The organism is Streptomyces sp. NPDC001157, from assembly GCF_053598255.1.
Window position 1 is genome coordinate 83,557 of record NZ_JBSFJW010000035.1, and the last position, 17,641, is coordinate 101,197.

14 protein-coding genes and 1 pseudogene are annotated in these 17,641 nt (G+C 68.8%); 8 read left to right on the plus strand and 7 right to left on the minus strand.

Going from position 1 to position 17,641, the window contains the following annotated elements; translation table 11 throughout:
- Nucleotides 1-44 precede the first annotated feature (44 nt).
- Entirely contained in the window at nucleotides 45-1,646 is a 1,602-nt protein-coding gene (locus ACWDAG_RS38930) for a SulP family inorganic anion transporter (protein WP_450700277.1), read from the plus strand.
- A gap of 32 nt (nucleotides 1,647-1,678) precedes the next feature.
- Nucleotides 1,679-2,110 (plus strand): hypothetical protein, encoded by a 432-nt coding sequence (locus ACWDAG_RS38935; protein ID WP_450700292.1) that lies wholly within the window; start codon nucleotides 1,679-1,681, stop codon nucleotides 2,108-2,110.
- A gap of 2 nt (nucleotides 2,111-2,112) precedes the next feature.
- Here the strand turns inward: ACWDAG_RS38935 and ACWDAG_RS38940 are convergent, their stop codons facing one another.
- A complete protein-coding gene (locus ACWDAG_RS38940) occupies nucleotides 2,113-2,877 on the minus strand; it encodes an SDR family oxidoreductase (RefSeq protein ID WP_450700278.1) in 765 nt (254 codons plus the stop codon).
- A 136-nt stretch (nucleotides 2,878-3,013) separates the two neighbouring features.
- On the opposite strand from ACWDAG_RS38940, the gene ACWDAG_RS38945 reads away from it, so the two are divergent.
- Nucleotides 3,014-3,841 (plus strand): helix-turn-helix transcriptional regulator, encoded by an 828-nt coding sequence (locus ACWDAG_RS38945; RefSeq protein WP_450700279.1) that lies wholly within the window; start codon nucleotides 3,014-3,016, stop codon nucleotides 3,839-3,841.
- A 329-nt stretch (nucleotides 3,842-4,170) separates the two neighbouring features.
- Here ACWDAG_RS38945 and ACWDAG_RS38950 read toward each other — a convergent pair.
- Nucleotides 4,171-4,502, minus strand: a pseudogene (locus ACWDAG_RS38950) (CBS domain-containing protein); the annotation flags it as partial.
- A gap of 68 nt (nucleotides 4,503-4,570) precedes the next feature.
- Here ACWDAG_RS38950 and ACWDAG_RS38955 point away from each other — a divergent pair.
- Nucleotides 4,571-4,777, plus strand: coding sequence for a hypothetical protein (locus tag ACWDAG_RS38955; protein WP_450700280.1), 207 nt, complete (start codon nucleotides 4,571-4,573; stop codon nucleotides 4,775-4,777).
- 492 nt (nucleotides 4,778-5,269) lie between these two features.
- Here ACWDAG_RS38955 and ACWDAG_RS38960 read toward each other — a convergent pair whose 3' ends face one another.
- Both ACWDAG_RS38960 and ACWDAG_RS38965 read right to left on the minus strand, forming a co-directional pair.
- Nucleotides 5,270-6,010 (minus strand): hypothetical protein, encoded by a 741-nt coding sequence (locus ACWDAG_RS38960; protein ID WP_450700281.1) that lies wholly within the window; start codon nucleotides 6,008-6,010, stop codon nucleotides 5,270-5,272.
- 659 nt (nucleotides 6,011-6,669) lie between these two features.
- On the minus strand, nucleotides 6,670-7,533 hold the full coding sequence (locus ACWDAG_RS38965; RefSeq protein ID WP_450700282.1) for a hypothetical protein: 864 nt from the start codon (nucleotides 7,531-7,533) through the stop codon (nucleotides 6,670-6,672).
- A gap of 661 nt (nucleotides 7,534-8,194) precedes the next feature.
- Here ACWDAG_RS38965 and ACWDAG_RS38970 point away from each other — a divergent pair.
- The gene (locus tag ACWDAG_RS38970) at nucleotides 8,195-8,626 is read left to right on the plus strand and encodes an effector-associated constant component EACC1 (RefSeq protein ID WP_450700283.1); all 432 of its coding nucleotides are present in this window, start codon (nucleotides 8,195-8,197) and stop codon (nucleotides 8,624-8,626) included.
- 2 nt (nucleotides 8,627-8,628) lie between these two features.
- Nucleotides 8,629-11,646: a caspase, EACC1-associated type gene (locus tag ACWDAG_RS38975; RefSeq protein ID WP_450700284.1), complete on the plus strand. Its 3,018-nt coding sequence runs from the start codon at nucleotides 8,629-8,631 to the stop codon at nucleotides 11,644-11,646.
- A gap of 1,135 nt (nucleotides 11,647-12,781) precedes the next feature.
- Here the strand turns inward: ACWDAG_RS38975 and ACWDAG_RS38980 are convergent.
- Nucleotides 12,782-13,792: a terpene synthase family protein gene (locus ACWDAG_RS38980; RefSeq protein ID WP_450700285.1), complete on the minus strand. Its 1,011-nt coding sequence runs from the start codon at nucleotides 13,790-13,792 to the stop codon at nucleotides 12,782-12,784.
- Nucleotides 13,793-14,109: 317 nt separating this feature from the next.
- Between ACWDAG_RS38980 and ACWDAG_RS38985 the strand changes: the two genes are divergently transcribed.
- Complete coding sequence (locus tag ACWDAG_RS38985; protein WP_450700293.1) at nucleotides 14,110-14,343, plus strand: DUF397 domain-containing protein; 234 nt, start codon at nucleotides 14,110-14,112, stop codon at nucleotides 14,341-14,343.
- 120 nt (nucleotides 14,344-14,463) lie between these two features.
- Here the strand turns inward: ACWDAG_RS38985 and ACWDAG_RS38990 are convergent, their stop codons facing one another.
- Together ACWDAG_RS38990 and ACWDAG_RS38995 are read right to left on the minus strand one after the other, a co-directional pair.
- A complete protein-coding gene (locus ACWDAG_RS38990) occupies nucleotides 14,464-14,694 on the minus strand; it encodes a hypothetical protein (RefSeq protein WP_450700286.1) in 231 nt (76 codons plus the stop codon).
- Nucleotides 14,695-14,938: 244 nt separating this feature from the next.
- Nucleotides 14,939-16,339 (minus strand): cystathionine beta-synthase, encoded by a 1,401-nt coding sequence (locus ACWDAG_RS38995; protein ID WP_450700287.1) that lies wholly within the window; start codon nucleotides 16,337-16,339, stop codon nucleotides 14,939-14,941.
- A 149-nt stretch (nucleotides 16,340-16,488) separates the two neighbouring features.
- Here ACWDAG_RS38995 and ACWDAG_RS39000 point away from each other — a divergent pair, with 149 nt between their 5' ends.
- Nucleotides 16,489-17,517: an SGNH/GDSL hydrolase family protein gene (locus ACWDAG_RS39000; RefSeq protein ID WP_450700288.1), complete on the plus strand. Its 1,029-nt coding sequence runs from the start codon at nucleotides 16,489-16,491 to the stop codon at nucleotides 17,515-17,517.
- The last annotated feature ends 124 nt before the right edge of the window (nucleotides 17,518-17,641 follow it).

Consider the following 17,641-nt stretch of genomic DNA (forward strand, 5'->3'; position numbering starts at 1 on the left):
CCCCGCTTCAGGCACTCCTTGAAACCCCCCAATTGAAGAGACCCATGAACCCCCCTCGCCCGTCCCTCTCCGTCCTGCCCACCTTCGCCGACCTCCGCTCCATGGCCCGCGCCCCACGGCGCGACCTCCTCTGCGGCCTCACCGTGGCCGTCGTCGCCCTCCCCCTGGCCCTCGGTTTCGGGGTCACCTCCGGGCTCGGTGCCGCCTCCGGGCTCATCACCGCGATCGTCGCCGGGTCGCTCGCCGCGCTCTTCGGCGGCAGCGCACGCCAGGTCAGCGGCCCCACCGGCGCGATGACCGTCGTCCTCGTGCCGATCGTCCACCACTACGGCGCCGACGGCGTCCTCACCGTCGGCCTGCTCGCCGGGCTCATGCTGCTGGGCCTCGCCTTCGCCCGGGCCGGAACCGCCATGGCGTACGTGCCCGCTCCCGTGACCGCCGGCTTCACCATCGGCATCGCGGCGGTGATCGCCCTGCAGCAGGTGCCGAACGCGCTCGGCGTGCCGCTCCCGCACGGCGAGCAGGTCGCCGTCGTCGCGGCGCGGGCGGCCGAGGAGTTCGGGGCCGCCCCGCAGTGGCCGGCCCTGCTGCTCACCCTCGGCTCGGCGACGCTGATGCTGGCGGGCGCCCGCTGGAAGCCCACCGTGCCCTTCTCCCTGGCCGCCGTCGCCGCCGCGACGGTCGTGGCGGAGGCCCTGCACCTCCACGTCACCCGCATCGGCCAGCTTCCGCCCTCCCTGCCGGCCCCCTCCCTCGCCTTCCTCGACGTCTCCCGCATCCCCTCGCTCCTGGCGCCGGCGGCTGCGGTCGCCGCGCTCGCGGCCCTGGAGTCTCTCCTGTCCGCGTCCGTGGCCGACGGGATGCGCCCGGGTGAGCGCCACGACCCCGGCAAGGAGCTCTTCGGGCAGGGCATCGCCAACCTCGCGGCCCCGCTCTTCGGCGGCGTCCCGGCGACGGGCGCGATCGCCCGCACCGCGGTCAACGTCCGCACCGGCGCCGCCTCCCGGCTGGCCGCCCTCGCGCACTCCGTGATCCTGGCCGGGATCGTCGCGGTCGCCGCCCCGCTGGTAGGCCGCATCCCGCTGGCCGCACTGGCGGGCGTCCTGCTCGCCACCGCCGTACGGATGGTGGAGACGGACGCGGTACGGGCCATGGCCCGCGCCACCCACGGCGACGCCCTGGTCCTGGTCCTCACCGCGGCCTCGACGCTCGCCCTTGACCTGGTACGAGCCGTACTGATCGGTCTCGCCGTCTCCGTCCTGCTGGCCCTGCGCGCGGCTGTCCGCGGCACGCGCCTCACACCCGCCGCGGCCGACGAGGTGCCCGGAGGCGCGGGCAGGGTCACGTACCGCTTCGACGGCCCGCTGCTGTTCGCCGCCGCCCACCGTTTCCGCCGCAGCCTCGCCGACGTGCAGGGCGTCGCGGCCGTCGACCTGCGCCTGTCGGGTCTGACGGCGATGGACGCGACGGGAGCGATGGCCCTGAAGGACGTCGTCGGCGAGCTGCGCGGCCGCGGCATCGAGGTCAGCATCAGCGGCGTCGGCCAGGGCCACCGCAGGGTCCTGGAGTCGTTCGGCGTCCTCCCGGTGAACCCCAGCCCCGACAGGGGGGCTATCCCCAGTGCGGTGAGCGCCCCGGCTCCCTAACGTGGGTTCCCATGACGGGAATGGAGACGGGGATGGACGCGCGGGACGCCGAGCTCAAGAAGGAACTCAACGCCACCCTGCAGGCGCGCAGGGAACTGGGCGAGGAGTACGAGTCGGCGCTGGTCGACTCGTTCCTGGAGAAGGTCGACCAGCGCATCGACGGCGCGGTCGAGCGCCGGGTGCGCCGACAGCTCGCCGAGCAGCAGATGGTGGTGGCCCGCGGCTCCCGGGCGCCGAAGCCGCCGACGGACTCCTGGGGAGAGCGCTTCGGCTTCGGCATCGTCTCGCTGGTCCTGGCGATCCCGCTGTCCGCGATCGGCGGCGGCATCGGCCACCTCGCCGGCCTGTTCATCACCTGGGCCGGCATCGTCGGCGTGAACGCCTTCTCGGCCGCCCGCGTCAACCCGGCCCTCTTCGGCCGCCGCCGCCGTTCCGGCAAGGACGAGGACCGCTGGGAGGACTGACCTCACACCTGCCGGGTGGGCAGCACCATGATCTGCCGCAGGTTGACGTGCCGGGGGCGGCTGGTGACGTAGGCGACGACATCGGCGAGTTCCCCGGCCGCCAGGGTGCCGAACGCCTCGACCAGCCCACCGACCTGCTCCCGCACGCCCTCGTCGTCGATGTGCGAGACGATCTCGGTGTCCGTCAGGCCCGGCTCGATGTTGGTGACCCGCACGTCCCGGGGCCCGAACTCGTCGCGCAGCATCGCCGAGAGATGGGTGACCGCGGCCTTCGTCGCCCCGTACACCGCGACACCGGGGAAACCAGTCTGGTGCGCGGCGACGGACGAGATGTTCACCAGGTCCGCGCTGCGGCCCTGCGCGGCCGCTTCCGTCAGGTCCTCGGCGAAGGCACCCACGACCCGCAGAACCCCGCTCAGGTTGGTGTCGATCATCCGCTGCCACTCGTCGACGCGGGCGTCGGCGATCGGGTTCACCTGCAGGACTCCGGCGTTGTTGACGACCAGGTCGGCGATCCCGTACGCCTCGTGGATCCGCTCCTTGGCGGCCGCGACGGACGCGTCGTCGGTGACATCGGCGACCACGGCCAGCGCCTGCCCGCCGTCGGCCCGGATCTTCTCGGCGACGGCCTCCAGCCGCTCCGCCCGCCGCGCCAGCAGCGCGACCCTCGCCCCCTGCGCGGCCAGCGTCAGGGCGACGGCCTCGCCGATCCCGCTCGCGGCCCCGGTGACGACGGCGGTGCGTCCGGCCAGGTTCTCGTACGACATGGAAGTGCTCCTCGAAACTCGGAAGGGAAGGTCCTCAACGACCCTCCGCCGCCCGGGCCGCCGTACCCAGGGATGAGCTTTTCCTGGGTCTGCCAGTACCAGGTTCCGCGCCCGGGGCTCCCCTACGATCGAACCCATGGACGGGGATCTCGGAGACTTCCTGCGCTCACGCCGCGCCCGCATCCAGCCCGACGAAGTGGGGCTGCCCTCGTACGGCAGACGCCGCGTCCCCGGGCTGCGCCGCGAGGAGGTGGCGCAGCTGGCCGGGGTGAGCGTCGACTACTACATCCGGCTGGAGCAGGGGCGCGGGCCGAGCGTTTCGGACGCCGTCCTGGACTCCATCGCCCGGGTGCTGCACCTCGACGAGACCGAGCACGCCTATCTCCACGCGGTGGCCCGGCCGCCGAAGAAGGACGGACGCCACCGCAGCGCACCCCGCGTCCGCCCGGGTGTCCAGCGGCTGCTCGACGGCATGGAGCGCACTCCGGCCTTCGTCCTCGACCCCGCCATGGAGGCCCTGGCCTGGAACGCCCTCGGCGACGCCGTGCACGGCTTCGGCAACAGGGCCCCCGGCCGACGCAACGCCGTCCGCCAGATCTTCCTCGAACCCGAGAGCCGCGACCTCTACCCCGACTGGGCCGCCTGCGCCGCCCAGTCCGTCGCCAATCTGCGGCTGAGCGCGGGCGCCCATCCCGACAACCACCGCGTGCGCGATCTCGTCGGGGAACTCTCCCTCAAGAGCGAGGAATTCCGCCGCCTGTGGGCCGACCACCAGGTCAGGGCGTGCCTGTACGGCGAGAAGCTCCTCCGGCACCCCGTGGCGGGCATGCTGACCCTGTCGTACGAGTCACTGACGCTCCCGGGGGCACCGGGACAGACCCTCGTGGTGTACACACCGGAGCCGGGGTCGGAGACGGAGGAGAGGCTGACGCTGCTGGGAAGCTGGGCCAGTACAGCCTCGTAGAAAGAAATATGCGCGGGGACCGCCGCACCCCCGTTGCCGGGGGGCGGGACGACGGCGGTCCCCGCGAGGGACGTTAACCGGGTCAGGCCGGGTCTCACGTCCGGGCGTCCATGGAGGTCCGGGAGCCGCTCCGGAGGTCCTTGGACGTTTCGGTGCCGGCTGGGGCGGGGAGCCGCTCCCGCCCTGCCGACACCCACTAATGTGCCGGACTCGTGTTAAGCGTGTGCTGCGTGGACGTGACACGCTCGTACCACTTCGCCGAAGTCCACCACTTCGGTAGGCAAACGGAAGTTCGCCTCCGGCACCGGCGGTTCACCGGACGTTTGCCGCTACTTCCCGCCCTTGGCGAGGAAGGCCAGCAGGTCCTGCCGGCTGACCACGCCGGTCGGCCTGCCCTCGACGAGGATGATCGCCGCGTCCGCGGCACCGAGCACGGACATCAGGTCGCCGACCGGTTCGCCGGAGCCGACCTGGGCGGGGCCGACATGTGCTTCTCCAGCGGGTCCTCCAGGAAGGCCCGCTTGGTGAACAGGGCGTCGAGCAGCTCGCGCTCCACGACCGAGCCCACGACCTCGGCGGCCATGACGTCCGGGTGGCCGGCGCCCGGCTTCACGATCGGCATCTGCGAGACGCCGTACTCGCGCAGCACCTCGAGCGCTTGCTCAGCGCCCGGCATACGCCCATGCGTGCCTGGATCTCCTCGACGACCCCGGACAGCAGGCCGACCGCTTGCGCACGGTCGGTCGCCAGGGCGGAGAGCCGTCCGCCGAACAGCCCGAGTTCCATGCCGCCCTTGCAGTCGATGCCGACCAGGGCGACCGGCTGCGGTGCGAGGAGCTGAAGGCGCCGGCCGCCACGTGCCAGCTCACCTTCCCCGTGACGCCGACGAAGCCGGCTGCCAAGCGCGCCGCCCGCCGCCAACCCGCCACGGAATAGCCGACATACCTGCGACGGCCGCATCCCGACCGTGCATCAGCAACGTGGGTGGACAAGTGACGTCCGGTAGGTTCGTTTAAGAAGGGTCAAGGATCTTTAGTATGTCGTCCGCGGACATGTCCCCTTTAACCTCACCGCTCTTCTCCCCCGAGCGCCAAACGGTCACAGAGTTGTTGGCTCGACGCCGTATGTAAGTCCGGGTCCGCGATTCAGCCCCCACGCCGCGCAGATTGAGGACGGCATTCACCAGTGACTCGCACGCTTCGGTGCGGGGCAGCAGACGCGTGAAGCAGAAATCTCCCTCCGAACAAGCAGAAAGGGTCCGTCAGTAGCTGACGGACCCTCATGCAAGATCGAAGCCGAGGTCAGCTGAGGTTGTAGAACAGTGCTGCGCTCACCGCGCTTCCTACCGCTATGACAGCGATCAGGATAGACAGGATGATGACGACCTTCTTCACAGTCGCAGTCATGTGAGGGAATGCCTTCCGTGGGTCAGATGTTCTTGAGGTAGGCGCCGGAGTGTCCATTAGCGTTCGTCCACACCTTCTCACGCTTGTCGAGCTCCGCGCTCAAGTCCTTGTACCCAAAGCTTCCATGCCAGACGATCTGTCCGTTGGCGAAACCTCCGTCCATCCATGCGACAGCCTTGCCGGTGATGTCGCCGAAACCGGAGATGTTCTTGACGGCGGAATCGGCGAAGTTCACCTTCGTGATCTTGCTGCCATCGTAGAAGTAATTCACCCACAGTGACAGCCGCATGATGGTGATGCCGAAAATCTTCGCACTGGGGCCGAACTTGTACTCGTGGGTTCCCCTGGATGTCCTCGCCAGCCCCGCCTGCGTGTCTTCCACCGTACTGGTGTAGACCACGTCACCGCCGTGGGTTGACACCGATCGCGTCGACCGCACAGAGGGCGTCACTTCGAGGTCGCCCGCCTGCTCCAGAAACTCTTTTACTGTTTCCGGGTCGTTGAGGTAGCCGATGAACTTTTTCTGCACTTCCGGGGAGAGCGCCTTGAATTCACTCAGCGTCTCCTTGGCGCCTTCCTGCGAGGACGACTCAAGGTAGGCGATGTATGCGCCCGGAGTAGCCGGCGGTGCTGCGGCCCGGGTACTGGCGGCACTGGCGTGAGGGGCCGCCAGCGCGAGTAGCGCAATCGCGGCGGTAACAGAGCTGGAAACTGCCTTAACGGCAGCGCCCATAGTGCTGGACTGGCGAAGGGTGGTGCGCACGCGTCGTGTTCCTTTGGGAGCGCTGGTGGGCACGACACATCTGCCAGTTCCCCCTGAACTGAAAAGTGGCGCTGTTGCGTGCCCGAGTGGTCGAGATCCACTCCAGCAGGGCCGCACCGATCCCCCCTATGACGGAGGTCACGTTTTCACCTCAGAAGTTCCTCAATTAGCACACTGCGCGACCCTTTTGGCGCAGTATGTGTGACTGGCATAGCCCAAACACGGATTGACCGCGCCTACAAAGCCTCTCTAGCCCAAAGAGGCTGAACAGCCGGACGCCCAAGTAGCCGCCCTGCACAAGCAGCTTGCCGACGTCGAACTCAGCCGGCCAGTTCTTCGGTGAGACGTAATCCATTAACTCCTCATTCATCTTACAGACAGCTTTTCTCTGCCCAATGATCATCTGCGTGGGTCGCCTTTGCGGCGAGCGAGGTAGGCCGAACCTGATCACTTGCCGCATCACCGCCGACGCGGACCAGGAGCGCCCACTGTTGTGCGAGGAGCTGAAGGCGCCCGCCGCCACATGCCAGCTCACGTTCCCCGTGACGCCGACGAAGCCAGCCGCCACGCGCCCTGCCCGCCGCCAACCCGTCACGGAATAGCCGTGTGACTGAATGTCCCAGTTGTCCACCGAGCGCTTCAGTTGGCCGCTCCGGCGCTCAGCCCGTATCGACGACGTTCGTCGCTTGTGCATCATGGTGGAGCGTTGCGGGTGTCGCAGTGCCGTCACGTTTCTTGCCTGCGACACTCCGCTGCAGGTCGCGGTACATCAGTCCCGCCGCGCACGCCACGACGGGTACGACCGCGGCGGGCACGGTCGGCCAGGGGATCCCGGTCCACACCGTCAGGAGCCCCGCCCCGAAGCAGGCGGACAGAATAGTGATGAGCATGCGCCTGCCGTACGGTGCCCAGGTGAAGGGCTCGGGGCCACGAGGCCTGACCAGTCGCACCGCGCCGAAGACGAACATCAGAGCGGCGAGGAGCCCTGCCAACAGGCCCAAGGCGGCGTTCATCTGGAGCTCGTCGCGAGGTGCTTCAGAGGTGTTCTGCCGGACGCCGTCCTTGCTGAGCGCCACGATGGTGCGGCGCCAGATCGTGCCGGTGACCTGGTCGCCCGGCTTTATCTTCTCCAGGAGCGGCCCCGGGTCACCGAAGTCCACGACCCTCCGCCAGGAAGCCCCGCCCCTCAGGGTTGCCCGGTAGGTGGAGCTCTTCCCGCCGCTCTTGACCACCGTCTTCTCGACGGTGTATCGCCAGGTACTCAGGCAGTCCGTCTCCGCCCGGACCTGTTCGGTCGCATGAGCAAGGCACGGCTCGGCGGCCTGGTAGTCCCTGTAGCGCTCCCCGTCGGAGGGCAGCCACTCGGCGAATGCGAGGAAGCAAAGCACCGCCGCGATCAGGGACAGCAGGATCAGCAGAGCGCCCAGGAGTCGGGTCCGGCCGGGCGACAACGGGCCTGGCTCGCGCTTCTTCGGTGTCTTGCCCCTGCTGTGCGCCGTAGCCATCGCTCGTTGCGCTGCCATCAGCACCCCCCTGCATCCCATCTTGCACCCACCGGGAACGGGAGGACGACGAGGGGTGCGCGTGGGCCTTCGGCCCCTTCCCGCACCCCATCCCGGAGAAGCGCGACCAGGCCGCACGCCGCCGCCGGCCCGGCGAGCGACATGCCACCCGGCATCAACCGACCGCGGCGAAGTGACCGCCCGCACATGTCGTGTGCCAGTCGGCCAGATGGCGGGCCAGGCCCAAGTCCTCTGCGGTCGCCATGACCGTCGCCGTTGTCAGCTGATCACCTGACCTCAACTCGCCGTGGTGCCTTCACCCCGTATCCAGACGAGCACACCGCACTCGGACTCAACGACGCCAGCCCCTCCTGATCGCCTACTGCAACGCCGACGCCGACCACCGCCCGCTGCTGTGCGAGGAGCTGAGGGCCCCGTCCGAACTTGCTGGCTCACCCACCTCCTAAAACCGCCGAGTCAGCCGCCAAGCGCGCCACCCGCCACAACTGAAAATCCAGCACGGGGGCACGCTCTCAGAGCCAGGAGTCGCGCCAGCCGTTGCGCAGTCGAATGCCGTTTTCCCGATCCAGTGGCCAGCGACGCCAACTGGCCTCCGGCCGTGGCCGATTGCGGTCACACTGTAAGGCAGGCTTCGCGACGGTCTGCCATGGGGGATGAACGTATGCAAGACGACCTCTCGTCGAGAGTTCACCAAGCGGGTCAGCAGGCGCCCGATGGGATCGAGGTGCTGCTGATCGTCGTGCCCGATCCCGAGTTGGATGCGGAGGCAGGGGAACGGGTGACTCGCCGGCTCAGGGCCGAGATTGCCGATCTGGACGTCGACGCGGTCCACACCGGCCCCAGCGTCCCGGCTCCTGACGCAGCGAAGGGCACCGATGCCGTCACTCTCGGGGCCATCGTCGTGGCGCTGAGCGCATCCGGCGGCGCGTTCACAGCACTCATCGAGACCGTACGTGACTGGCTGGGCAGGTCCTCCGCACGGCACCGTGTCTCGCTGACCATCGACGGCGACACGATCGAGCTGGAGCGAGCCTCCGACGCCGAGCGCCAAGCCCTGATCGACGCATACGTCCGGCGCCATACCCGCGACTAGCCATGGGCCGCCGCCTGGCGTTGCTTATCGCCACTTTCGACTATCAAGACAGCGCCCTGCGTCAGTTGACCGCTCCGGCACACGACGCGGAGGCGCTCGCTGCGGTGCTCAAGGACCCGGACATCGCCGGGTTCGAAGTCACTCCCCTGATCAACCAACCGCACTATGTCGTCGGCAAGGCCATCGGCGACTTCTACCGCAATGCGCGCCGCGACGACCTCACCCTCCTGTACTTCACGGGCCACGGTCTCAAGGACGACGACGGCCTCCTGTACCTGGCGATGGCTGACACATACCGCGACGATCTGCTGTTCACCGCACTTGCCGCCGAGCGGATCAGCCAGGCCATGAAGGGGTGCAACTCTCGGCGGAAGGTGCTGATCCTCGACTGCTGCTACAGCGGGGCGTTCCCGGCCGGCAGGATCTCCAAGTCCGACACCGCCGTGCACACCGCGGAGCGCTTCCGTGGCCGCGGGCACGTCGTGCTGACCGCTTCCGACGCGACCCAGTACTCGTTCGAAGGAAACCAGGTGCACGGTACAGCCGTGCAGTCAGTGTTCACCCGCTATCTGGTGGACGGTATACGCGACGGCAGCGCGGACCTCGACGGCGACGGCGACATCACCCTCGACGAGCTGTACGGCTACGTCTACGAGCGGGTCGTCGACGAAATGCCGCAGCAACGGCCCAAGCTGCAAGGCGACGTTGAGGGGCGCATCGTCATCGCCCGCAACGTCAACTGGGCCCTGCCGCTCTACCTGTCCAACGACCTTGCCAGCCCGAGCGTGGACGACCGGCTCACCGCTCTCGACGAACTCGCTCGCCTGCACCGCAAGGGCAACGACGTCGTGCGACGCAGTGTCATCGAGGAGATCCAGCGCCTCACCGACGACGACAGCAAACGCGTGTCCAGCGCCGCCGCCGCCCGCTTGCGGGCTCTCGTGCCGCTAGTGCAAACGTCGTCGGAAGCGCCGCCCCCACCGGCGCCCGAGAGAGCTCCTGAGCAACCGCAGCCGCCCCGCCCCGCATCCCCGACGCTGGAGGAGACCGCCAGGCCGGTAGCCGGCCTTGAGGATGCAGTCGCCCTTTGCCACCGGGGGCAGGCCCATTGCGAGGCGGGTCGCTTCGACGAAGCGATTACCGACTTCACCGCCGCTCTCGACCTTGACCCCCAGTACGCCCCGGCCCTCGCTGCACGCGGTGTGGCCCATCGCGAGGCGGGTCGCTTCGACCAGGCCATCACCGACCTGACCGCCGCTCTCGACCTCGACCCCCAGTACGCCCCGGCCCTCGCTGCACGCGGTGTGGCCCACCGCCAGGCCGGTCGCTACGACCAAGCGATCACCGACCTGACCGCCGCACTCGACCTCGACCCCCAGTACGCCCCGGCCCTTGACCCCCAGCACGCCCGGGCCCTCGCTCAACGCGGTGAGACCCATCGCCAGGCCGCTCGATACGACGAAGCGATCACCGACCTCACCGCTGCACTCGACCTCGACCCCGAGTACGCCCCGGCCCTCGCTCAACGCGGCGCGGCCCATCGCCAGGCCGGTCGCTACGACGAAGCCATCACCGACCTCACCGCCGCACTCGACCTCGACCCCCAGTACGCCCCGGCCCTCGCTCAACGCGGCACGGCCCATCGCCAGGCCGGTCGCTACGACGAAGCCATCACCGACCTCACCGCCGCACTCGACCTCGACCCCACACTCAAATGGGCCCTCGCTCAACGCGGACGGGCCCATCTCCAAGCCGGCCGCTTCGACCAAGCGATCACCGACTTCACCGCCGCACTCGACCTCGACCCGCAGTACGCCTGGGCCCTCACTCAACGCGGTCAGGCCCATCTCCAAGCCGGCCGCTTCGACCAAGCGATCACCGACTTCACCGCCGCACTCGACCTCGACCCGCAGTACGCCTGGGCCCTCGCTCAACGCGGTGTGACCCACTGCCAGGCGGGTCGCTTCGACCAAGCGATCACCGACCTGACGGCCGCTCTCGACGTTGACCCCACATTCACCTGGGCCCTCGCTCAACGCGGTGAGGCCCACCGCCGGGCCGGTCGCTTCGACCAAGCGATCACCGACTTCACCGCCGCACTCGACCTCGACCCGCAGTCCGCCCCGGCCCTCGCTCAACGCGGCACGGCCCATGGCCAGGCGGGTCGCTACGACCAAGCGATCACCGACCTCACCGCCGCACTCGACCTTGACCCCCAGTACGCCCCGGCCCTCGCTGCACGCGGCCAGGCCCATCGCCAGGCGGGTCGCTACGACCAAGCGATCACCGACCTCACCGCCGCACTCGACCTCGACCCGCAGTCCGCCTGGGCGCTCACTCAACGCGGCACGGCCCATGGCCAGGCGGGTCGCTACGACCAAGCGATCACCGACCTCACCGCCGCACTCGACCTCGACCCGCAGTCCGCCTGGGCCCTCGCTCAACGCGGCGCGGCCCATCGCCAGGCGGGTCGCTACGACCAAGCGATCACCGACCTCACCGCCGCACTCGACAACGACCCCACGCTCACCTGGGCGCTCACTCAACGCGGCACGGCCCATCGCCAGACGGGCCGCTTCGACGAAGCGATCACCGACCTCACCGCCGCACTCGACCTCGACCCGCAGTCCGCCTGGGCCCTCGCTCAACGCGGCGCGGCCCATCGCCAGGCGGGTCGCTACGACCAAGCGATCACCGACCTCACCGCCGCACTCGACAACGACCCCACGCTCACCTGGGCGCTCACTCAACGCGGCACGGCCCATCGCCAGACGCGTCGCTACGACCAAGCGATCACCGACTTCACCGCCGCACTCGACCTCGACCCGCAGTACGCCTGGGCCCTCGCTCAACGCGGCACGACCCATCGCCAGGCGCGTCGCTACGACCAAGCGATTTCCGACCTCACCGCCGCACTCGATATCGACCCCACACTCAGCGGGGCTCGTGCAGAACTGGAGAGCGCGAAGAAGCCTTCCGCAAAGAGGCCTCCGCGAAGGTGGGCGTGGTGGACCGATTGAGTCCCAATGCGGCCAACCACTACGGTGCGGGGTCGGGGGCGGCCGTCGTCTGGATCGTCAGGCTCTGATCGTCCGGGGAAGGGCCGTCCGCACCTGAAGGTCGAAGCAGCCCTTCCGCCGACGCAGACCAAGAGCGCCCACTGTTGTGCGAGGAGCTGAAGGCGCCCGCCGCCACCTGTCAGCTCGCCTTCCCCGTCACGCCGACGAAGCCAGCCGCCAAGCGGACCGCCCGCCGCCAATCCTGATCGGTCCAGCCTCTCTTTACTTGCTCAAGGGCGCGCGCTCCGCGCGCCGGGCGGCCCTGGCCGCCTCGGCCGGGCATGCGACCTTCGGCCGGTCCCGTCCGGACGGCCAGCCGCCCGACACACCCAGCCCGCCCCCGGACCAAACAGAGAAGCCCCCGCCGAATCATGGCGGGGGGCTTCGTCGTCTGCTCTGTCAGCCACCGGGGAGACGAGCCGCGCGGAGCGTGGCCCACGCTCCGCAACCACAGGCGCCCACACTGCTCGGGCCGATCCGACGGGTGCTCGCTGGCCTCAGGCACGTCGGTGAGTCTCATGCGCTCCTCGGGAGCTTCCGAGCGCCATCACGCCGGGAATACCGGTACAGCAGAGCCGCGACCGGGAATGCTCCCAGCCCAATCACATCTGTGCCAACGAGCACACGTATTCAGGAGGCCTGCCACATGAGCCCCGTACGCCGGTTCGTCACTGCGGGAGCAGCTACCGTCCTTCTCGCACTCGGCAGTATCACGCTGGCCACCCCCGCTCAGGCCGCCCCTGACCCACTTGGAGGGCTCACAAGCCCCGTCGGGTACGTCTCCGACTCAGTCGCGGGCCTCCTCGGGAAGGGGGATTGAACGGCTAGAGCCCGTCCGTCGGTTCCGAGTCCGTGATCTCTGACGTCGGTTCCTCACGGAGGCCAACGCAACCGACCCTGGCACACAGCATCGTGACAAACCCTCACCTGGGGCCGGTGGTACCAGGGGCGCTATAGCGCACCCCTGGACCCCGCCCAGCGTGGTGACCAGCCACTTTCCCCCGTCACGGGGTACGAAATCGACTTGCCCCCGTGAGCCGGCGAACGCCCGCCGAGCCGCCGTTCCCGCCAGGGCTACATCGCGTGCAGGACGTAGCTACTGCTCACCCAGCGTGCGGAGGCCGAGCATGCCCTCCAATGCGACTTCCGGCACGCTGGTGTAGCGGGGAGCCTGTTGGTGGTAGTCGAAGTTTGCTCGCACATACCGGGCGTAGTCCTCTGCCGTCCGCAAGGCATCGACACACGCCTGACCCTGGATCCCTGCGGCTTCCAACTGGACGGGGAGTTGTTCCACCGCAGTTTGAAACCGTTGCAGTGCTGCGGTGAGCATGTCGTTCACAGCGTCGACCGCTTGCTCACGCGTGAAGTCCTGGTTGTCCTGGAGGAGAAGCGCCGCGTTGTAGCGATAGCCCACGCGTTCGTCCGAGTCCAGCGAGCAGATGTCGTTGTACAGGCCCATGTGCTCCTCGGCGGCATCCCTCAAGTCCCGGAAGGCGGCCAGCTGTCGCACACTCTCCGGGAGATCGACACCCGAGGCGATCTCACTGATGTCCATGAACATGTACAGGGCGACTCCGTCCCTGCGGTGTGCCCTGTAGGCGTCCATCTCCGGCAGGTGCCCCGTCAGGTGCCCCACGGCCTCTCGATAGTAGGTCCACAGCCACGCCCTCACCTCGGACCGGAACGCCTTCCTCCAACCTTCGGAACGTCCCAGAGAAAGCCGCCTCCAAAGGTCCGCGAACGCGTCGACGAGAGGGCCGTTTCCCGCTGTCGGGCAGTGCGGATCGAACACCGCATCCAGAGCGGTAACGGTGGCGATGCAGCGAACGGGGTCAGGGCTCCGGATGTCGAACTCGTCATCCACGATGAAGGCCCAGGCCAGATACTGCGTCAGTAACGCCAACACGTCTGGCTCGGCCGTCGGACACCACTGTGCGTACATCAGCGCCGGGCGGGTCCGTTCAACACGCAGACGAGCCGCCTCGGTCGGCAGGAGCCCGGACGTCTCCAGCCAGGCCCACATGGCAGCCTCCGCCTGAGGGGCGTGGGGGTTAGATCCTGCCGACGGGAAGGGCATGAAGAAATTCGGTAACGGAGACGTGCTCATGGTGCCTCCTGGGCAGGAAGGACGCGGGTGTCCAGGGGGATTCGACGCCGCGGACGGCAACGTCTGATGGTGGTTGCTGGTCTCTCGCACTCGGTAGGCTCCTGCGCCGCCGGACTTGGCGGGCTGCCTACGCCCCAAGGTGCTTACTCGGGAGTGTTCTGCCCATGAAGCGCGTCCGATACGCCTGCTTTTGATCCGCACAAACCGGGGCGGGCAGCCCCCTTGCCCGGATTCGAACCGGGGTCACTGCGCGCGGAGAAAGTGGAGTGCAGAAACGCGCGTGCTCAGAGCTCTCCCTGACTGAGCTACAAGGGGTGGTGCCCTCTCTGACCGGAGACAGGGGGAAGTGGTACATCCGGTCAGAGCGGGGGTTAGCTCCAGATACTTACAGCGGGGCGCAGGGCGGCGAGTGCGTTGAGGTCATCGACGGCTACGCGGCGGGCGTGCCGGTTCGCGACAGCAAGGACAAGACCGGTCCGGCGCTGGTCTTCTCCGCGGCCGGTTGGGCATCGTTCGTCGCCGCCGTCCAGCGTGACGAGTTCCCCGTGTGAGTCTGACCCGACTATGAGAAGCCCCGCCCCTCCTTGCAGAGTGGCGGGGCTTCGCTGTTGTCGTGGGGAGACCATCCGGCGCTCAGGCGGCCGCCGTCTCGGACCTGCGTCACATCGCCGTCACACGGTGTCCTTCACCCTGTACGACACCCGCATATCCGGTATGGCACCGGGCGCTTCATGGCCGTTCTGCCACGCCAGTTCAAGGATGTTGGCCGCGATGGTCAATGCCCACTTGGTTGCGTCACTGTCCGACATGCCCGTCTGACCGATGACGCTGAGGGCCCGCCTCAACTTGTCGTCCCGGCGGACCGACAACACCTTGGACGTCTTGGCCGTTTGGTCAGTCACGCCCTCACTCCCCCAAGCCAACGCCAGAGCCAAGGCCATCGGGAGCAATCACAGCCCAGACCTCAGACCACCTGTCTTCGGTGATCTGAGGCAGGAGCTTCACCACTTCCTGACTTCCTGTGCAACCCACTCGTCACGATCCGGCGGAGTCTCCGACTGATCGGCCATCTGCGCTCCTGGTCTGTCTCGCGTTCAAGGGCGGACGCATCCACGCAGCGGCCAGTGCGGAGACATCCGCGCTGGATCAGCTGCCTGTGGTCGCGAGGAAGGCCAAGAGGTCCTGGCGGGTGACAATGCCGGCGGGCTTGCCGTCAATGAGCACCACAGCCGCGTCTCGGCCTTCAAGGGCGGACACCAGACGCGCCACCGGCTCACCGGCACCAACAACCGGCAGCGGGTCTGACATGAGCTTCGACAGCGGCGCGTCCGACGGCGTGCGGTCGACGTACACGGCGTGCAGCAGAACTCGTTCTTCCACTGCGCCGACCACCTCTCCAGCCATCACGTCAGGGTGTCCCGCACCGGGGGCAACCACTGGCATCTGAGAGACCCCGTACTCACGCAGCACGTTGATCGCCTCCCCAACCGTCTCGTTGGGGTGCATGTGCACGAAGCTCGGGATACCGCCCGACTCTGCCTCTGTCTTCTTCGCGAGGACCATCCCTGCCGTCGGTTCGGTGCTGGGCTCCTCCTCGCTGAACCCATGTTGACCGATCCACTCGTCGTTGAAGATCTTGCTGAGGTATCCACGCCCGCTGTCCGGCAGCAGCACCACCACGACACCGTTCTCGTCCAGCCGCTCGGCGACCCGCAGGGCCGCCACGACCGCCATGCCGCAGGAGCCGCCGACGAGCAGGCCCTCCTCCTTGGCGAGGCGGCGGGTCATCTGGAACGAGTCCTTGTCCGACACCGCGACGATCTCGTCGGCGACGGTCCGGTCGTAGGCGGTGGGCCAGAAGTCCTCGCCCACCCCCTCGACGAGATACGGCCGCCCGGAGCCGCCCGAGTAGACGGACCCCTCGGGGTCGGCGCCCACGACCTGGACGGCGCCGTCACTCACGTCCTTGAGGTACCGCCCGGTGCCGGAGATGGTGCCGCCGGTGCCCACACCCGCCACGAAGTGGGTGATCTTCCCCTCGGTCTGCTCCCACAGCTCGGGGCCGGTGGAGTGGTAGTGGGAGAGGGGGTTGTTGGGGTTGGAGTACTGGTCGGGCTTCCACGCTCCCGGGGTCTCGCGCACGAGCCGGTCGGAGACGTTGTAGTACGAGTCCGGGTGCTCGGGGTCCACGGCGGTCGGGCACACGACGACCTCGGCCCCGTAGGCCCTCAGCACGTTGATCTTGTCGGTGCTCACCTTGTCGGGGCACACGAAGATGCACTTGTACCCCTTCTGCTGCGCCACGATGGCCAGGCCGACGCCGGTGTTCCCGCTGGTCGGCTCGACGATCGTCCCGCCGGGCTTGAGCGCGCCGCTCTCCTCCGCCGCCTCGATCATGCGCAGGGCGATGCGGTCCTTCACGGAGCCGCCGGGGTTGAAGTACTCGACCTTGGCCAGGACGGTCGCCCGGATGCCCTTGGTCACGTTGTTGAGCCTCACCAGCGGGGTGTTGCCGACGAGACTGATCATCGAGTCGTGGAAATGCACCGTTGTCTCCGGATGCTTGCAAAAGAGGTGATCGTGATGGTGAAGCCAGCCTAAGGCCCGGGAGGGCCGTTCACTTGTCGTTGAGATTGGCGAACGGCCGGTACGGGGCAAGGAGTGGATGTACGGCTTCGAGGAGGTGGCGGCGACGCATGACGAGCATGTCGAGGGCGAGGGTGGCCCGGCGGATCGCGGCCGGCGCGGCATACGGCGGTGGCGGGATCGGACTGGCCGGCGCGGCCGCCGTGGGTCTGCTGCTGGCGGAGGTCCGGATGGCCAGGCGCCATGTGGGCAACGGCTCCGGCGGCCGGGTCCCCGTGGCGGACGGCCTGTACGGCACCACGTACGCCACCCCCGACGAACCGCCGCTGCGCCTGACGATGCTCGGTGACTCCACGGCGGCGGGGCAGGGGGTGCACCGGGCGAGCCAGACACCGGGCGCGCTCCTGGCCTCCGGGCTGTCCGCGGTGGCGGAACGCCCGGTGGAACTCCACAACGTGGCCCTCCCGGGGGCAACGTCCGACGACCTGGACCGCCAGGTGGCCCTCGTCCTGGCGAACCCCGCGCTGGTTCCGGACATCTGCGTGATCATGATCGGCGCGAACGACGTCACCCACCGCATGCCGCCGACCCGCTCGGTCCGCCACCTTTCCGCGACGGTACGGCGGCTGCGGACGGCCGGTGCGGAGGTGGTGGTCGGCACCTGTCCCGACCTGGGCACGGTGGAAAGAGTCCAGCAACCCCTGCGCTGGCTGGCCCGCCGCGCCTCACGCCAACTGGCGGCGGCCCAGACGATCGGCACGGTGGAGCAGGGCGGCCGCACGGTGTCGCTGGGCGACCTGCTCGGCCCCGAATTCGAGGCGAACCCCCGCGAACTCTTCGGCCCCGACAACTACCACCCCTCGGCGGAGGGCTACGCCACGGCCGCGATGGCGGTGCTGCCGACGGTCTGTGCGGCCCTGGAGCTGTGGCCGGCCGAGGAGGAGCGCCCCGACGTCACCCGCCGCGAAGGCTTCCTGCCGGTCGCAAAGGCTGCGGCGGAGGCTGCCTCGGAGGCAGGCACGGAGGTCACGGCAGCGATGCCGACGGGTCCGCGGGGGCCGTGGGCCCTGCTCAAGCGGCGGCGCAGGCGCCGGGTCCCGGAGCCCGAACGCGCCCCGGTGCAACAGCCGTCGCAGTGATCTCGCCGCCGCCCCTACCCGTCCCGTACCTGGGGGCTGCCTGGCCCAGCTCGGCACGCCCCTGTTGGTCCTCGCACCCTGGTCGCTGTCGCTGCTCCCGTTCGGCTTCTTCAAGGAGGCCGGC

What these genes read in the sequence shown, in the direction of transcription:
- ACWDAG_RS38930 (WP_450700277.1), top strand. Translation starts at nt 45, where the DNA reads ATGAACCCCCCTCGCCCGTCCCTCTCCGTCCTGCCCACCTTCGCCGAC.
- ACWDAG_RS38935 (WP_450700292.1), top strand. Translation starts at nt 1,679, where the DNA reads ATGGACGCGCGGGACGCCGAGCTCAAGAAGGAACTCAACGCCACCCTG.
- ACWDAG_RS38940 (WP_450700278.1), bottom strand. Translation starts at nt 2,877, where the DNA reads ATGTCGTACGAGAACCTGGCCGGACGCACCGCCGTCGTCACCGGGGCC.
- ACWDAG_RS38945 (WP_450700279.1), top strand. Translation starts at nt 3,014, where the DNA reads ATGGACGGGGATCTCGGAGACTTCCTGCGCTCACGCCGCGCCCGCATC.
- ACWDAG_RS38965 (WP_450700282.1), bottom strand. Translation starts at nt 7,533, where the DNA reads ATGGCAGCGCAACGAGCGATGGCTACGGCGCACAGCAGGGGCAAGACA.
- ACWDAG_RS38970 (WP_450700283.1), top strand. Translation starts at nt 8,195, where the DNA reads ATGCAAGACGACCTCTCGTCGAGAGTTCACCAAGCGGGTCAGCAGGCG.
- ACWDAG_RS38975 (WP_450700284.1), top strand. Translation starts at nt 8,629, where the DNA reads ATGGGCCGCCGCCTGGCGTTGCTTATCGCCACTTTCGACTATCAAGAC.
- ACWDAG_RS38980 (WP_450700285.1), bottom strand. Translation starts at nt 13,792, where the DNA reads ATGAGCACGTCTCCGTTACCGAATTTCTTCATGCCCTTCCCGTCGGCA.
- ACWDAG_RS39000 (WP_450700288.1), top strand. Translation starts at nt 16,489, where the DNA reads ATGACGAGCATGTCGAGGGCGAGGGTGGCCCGGCGGATCGCGGCCGGC.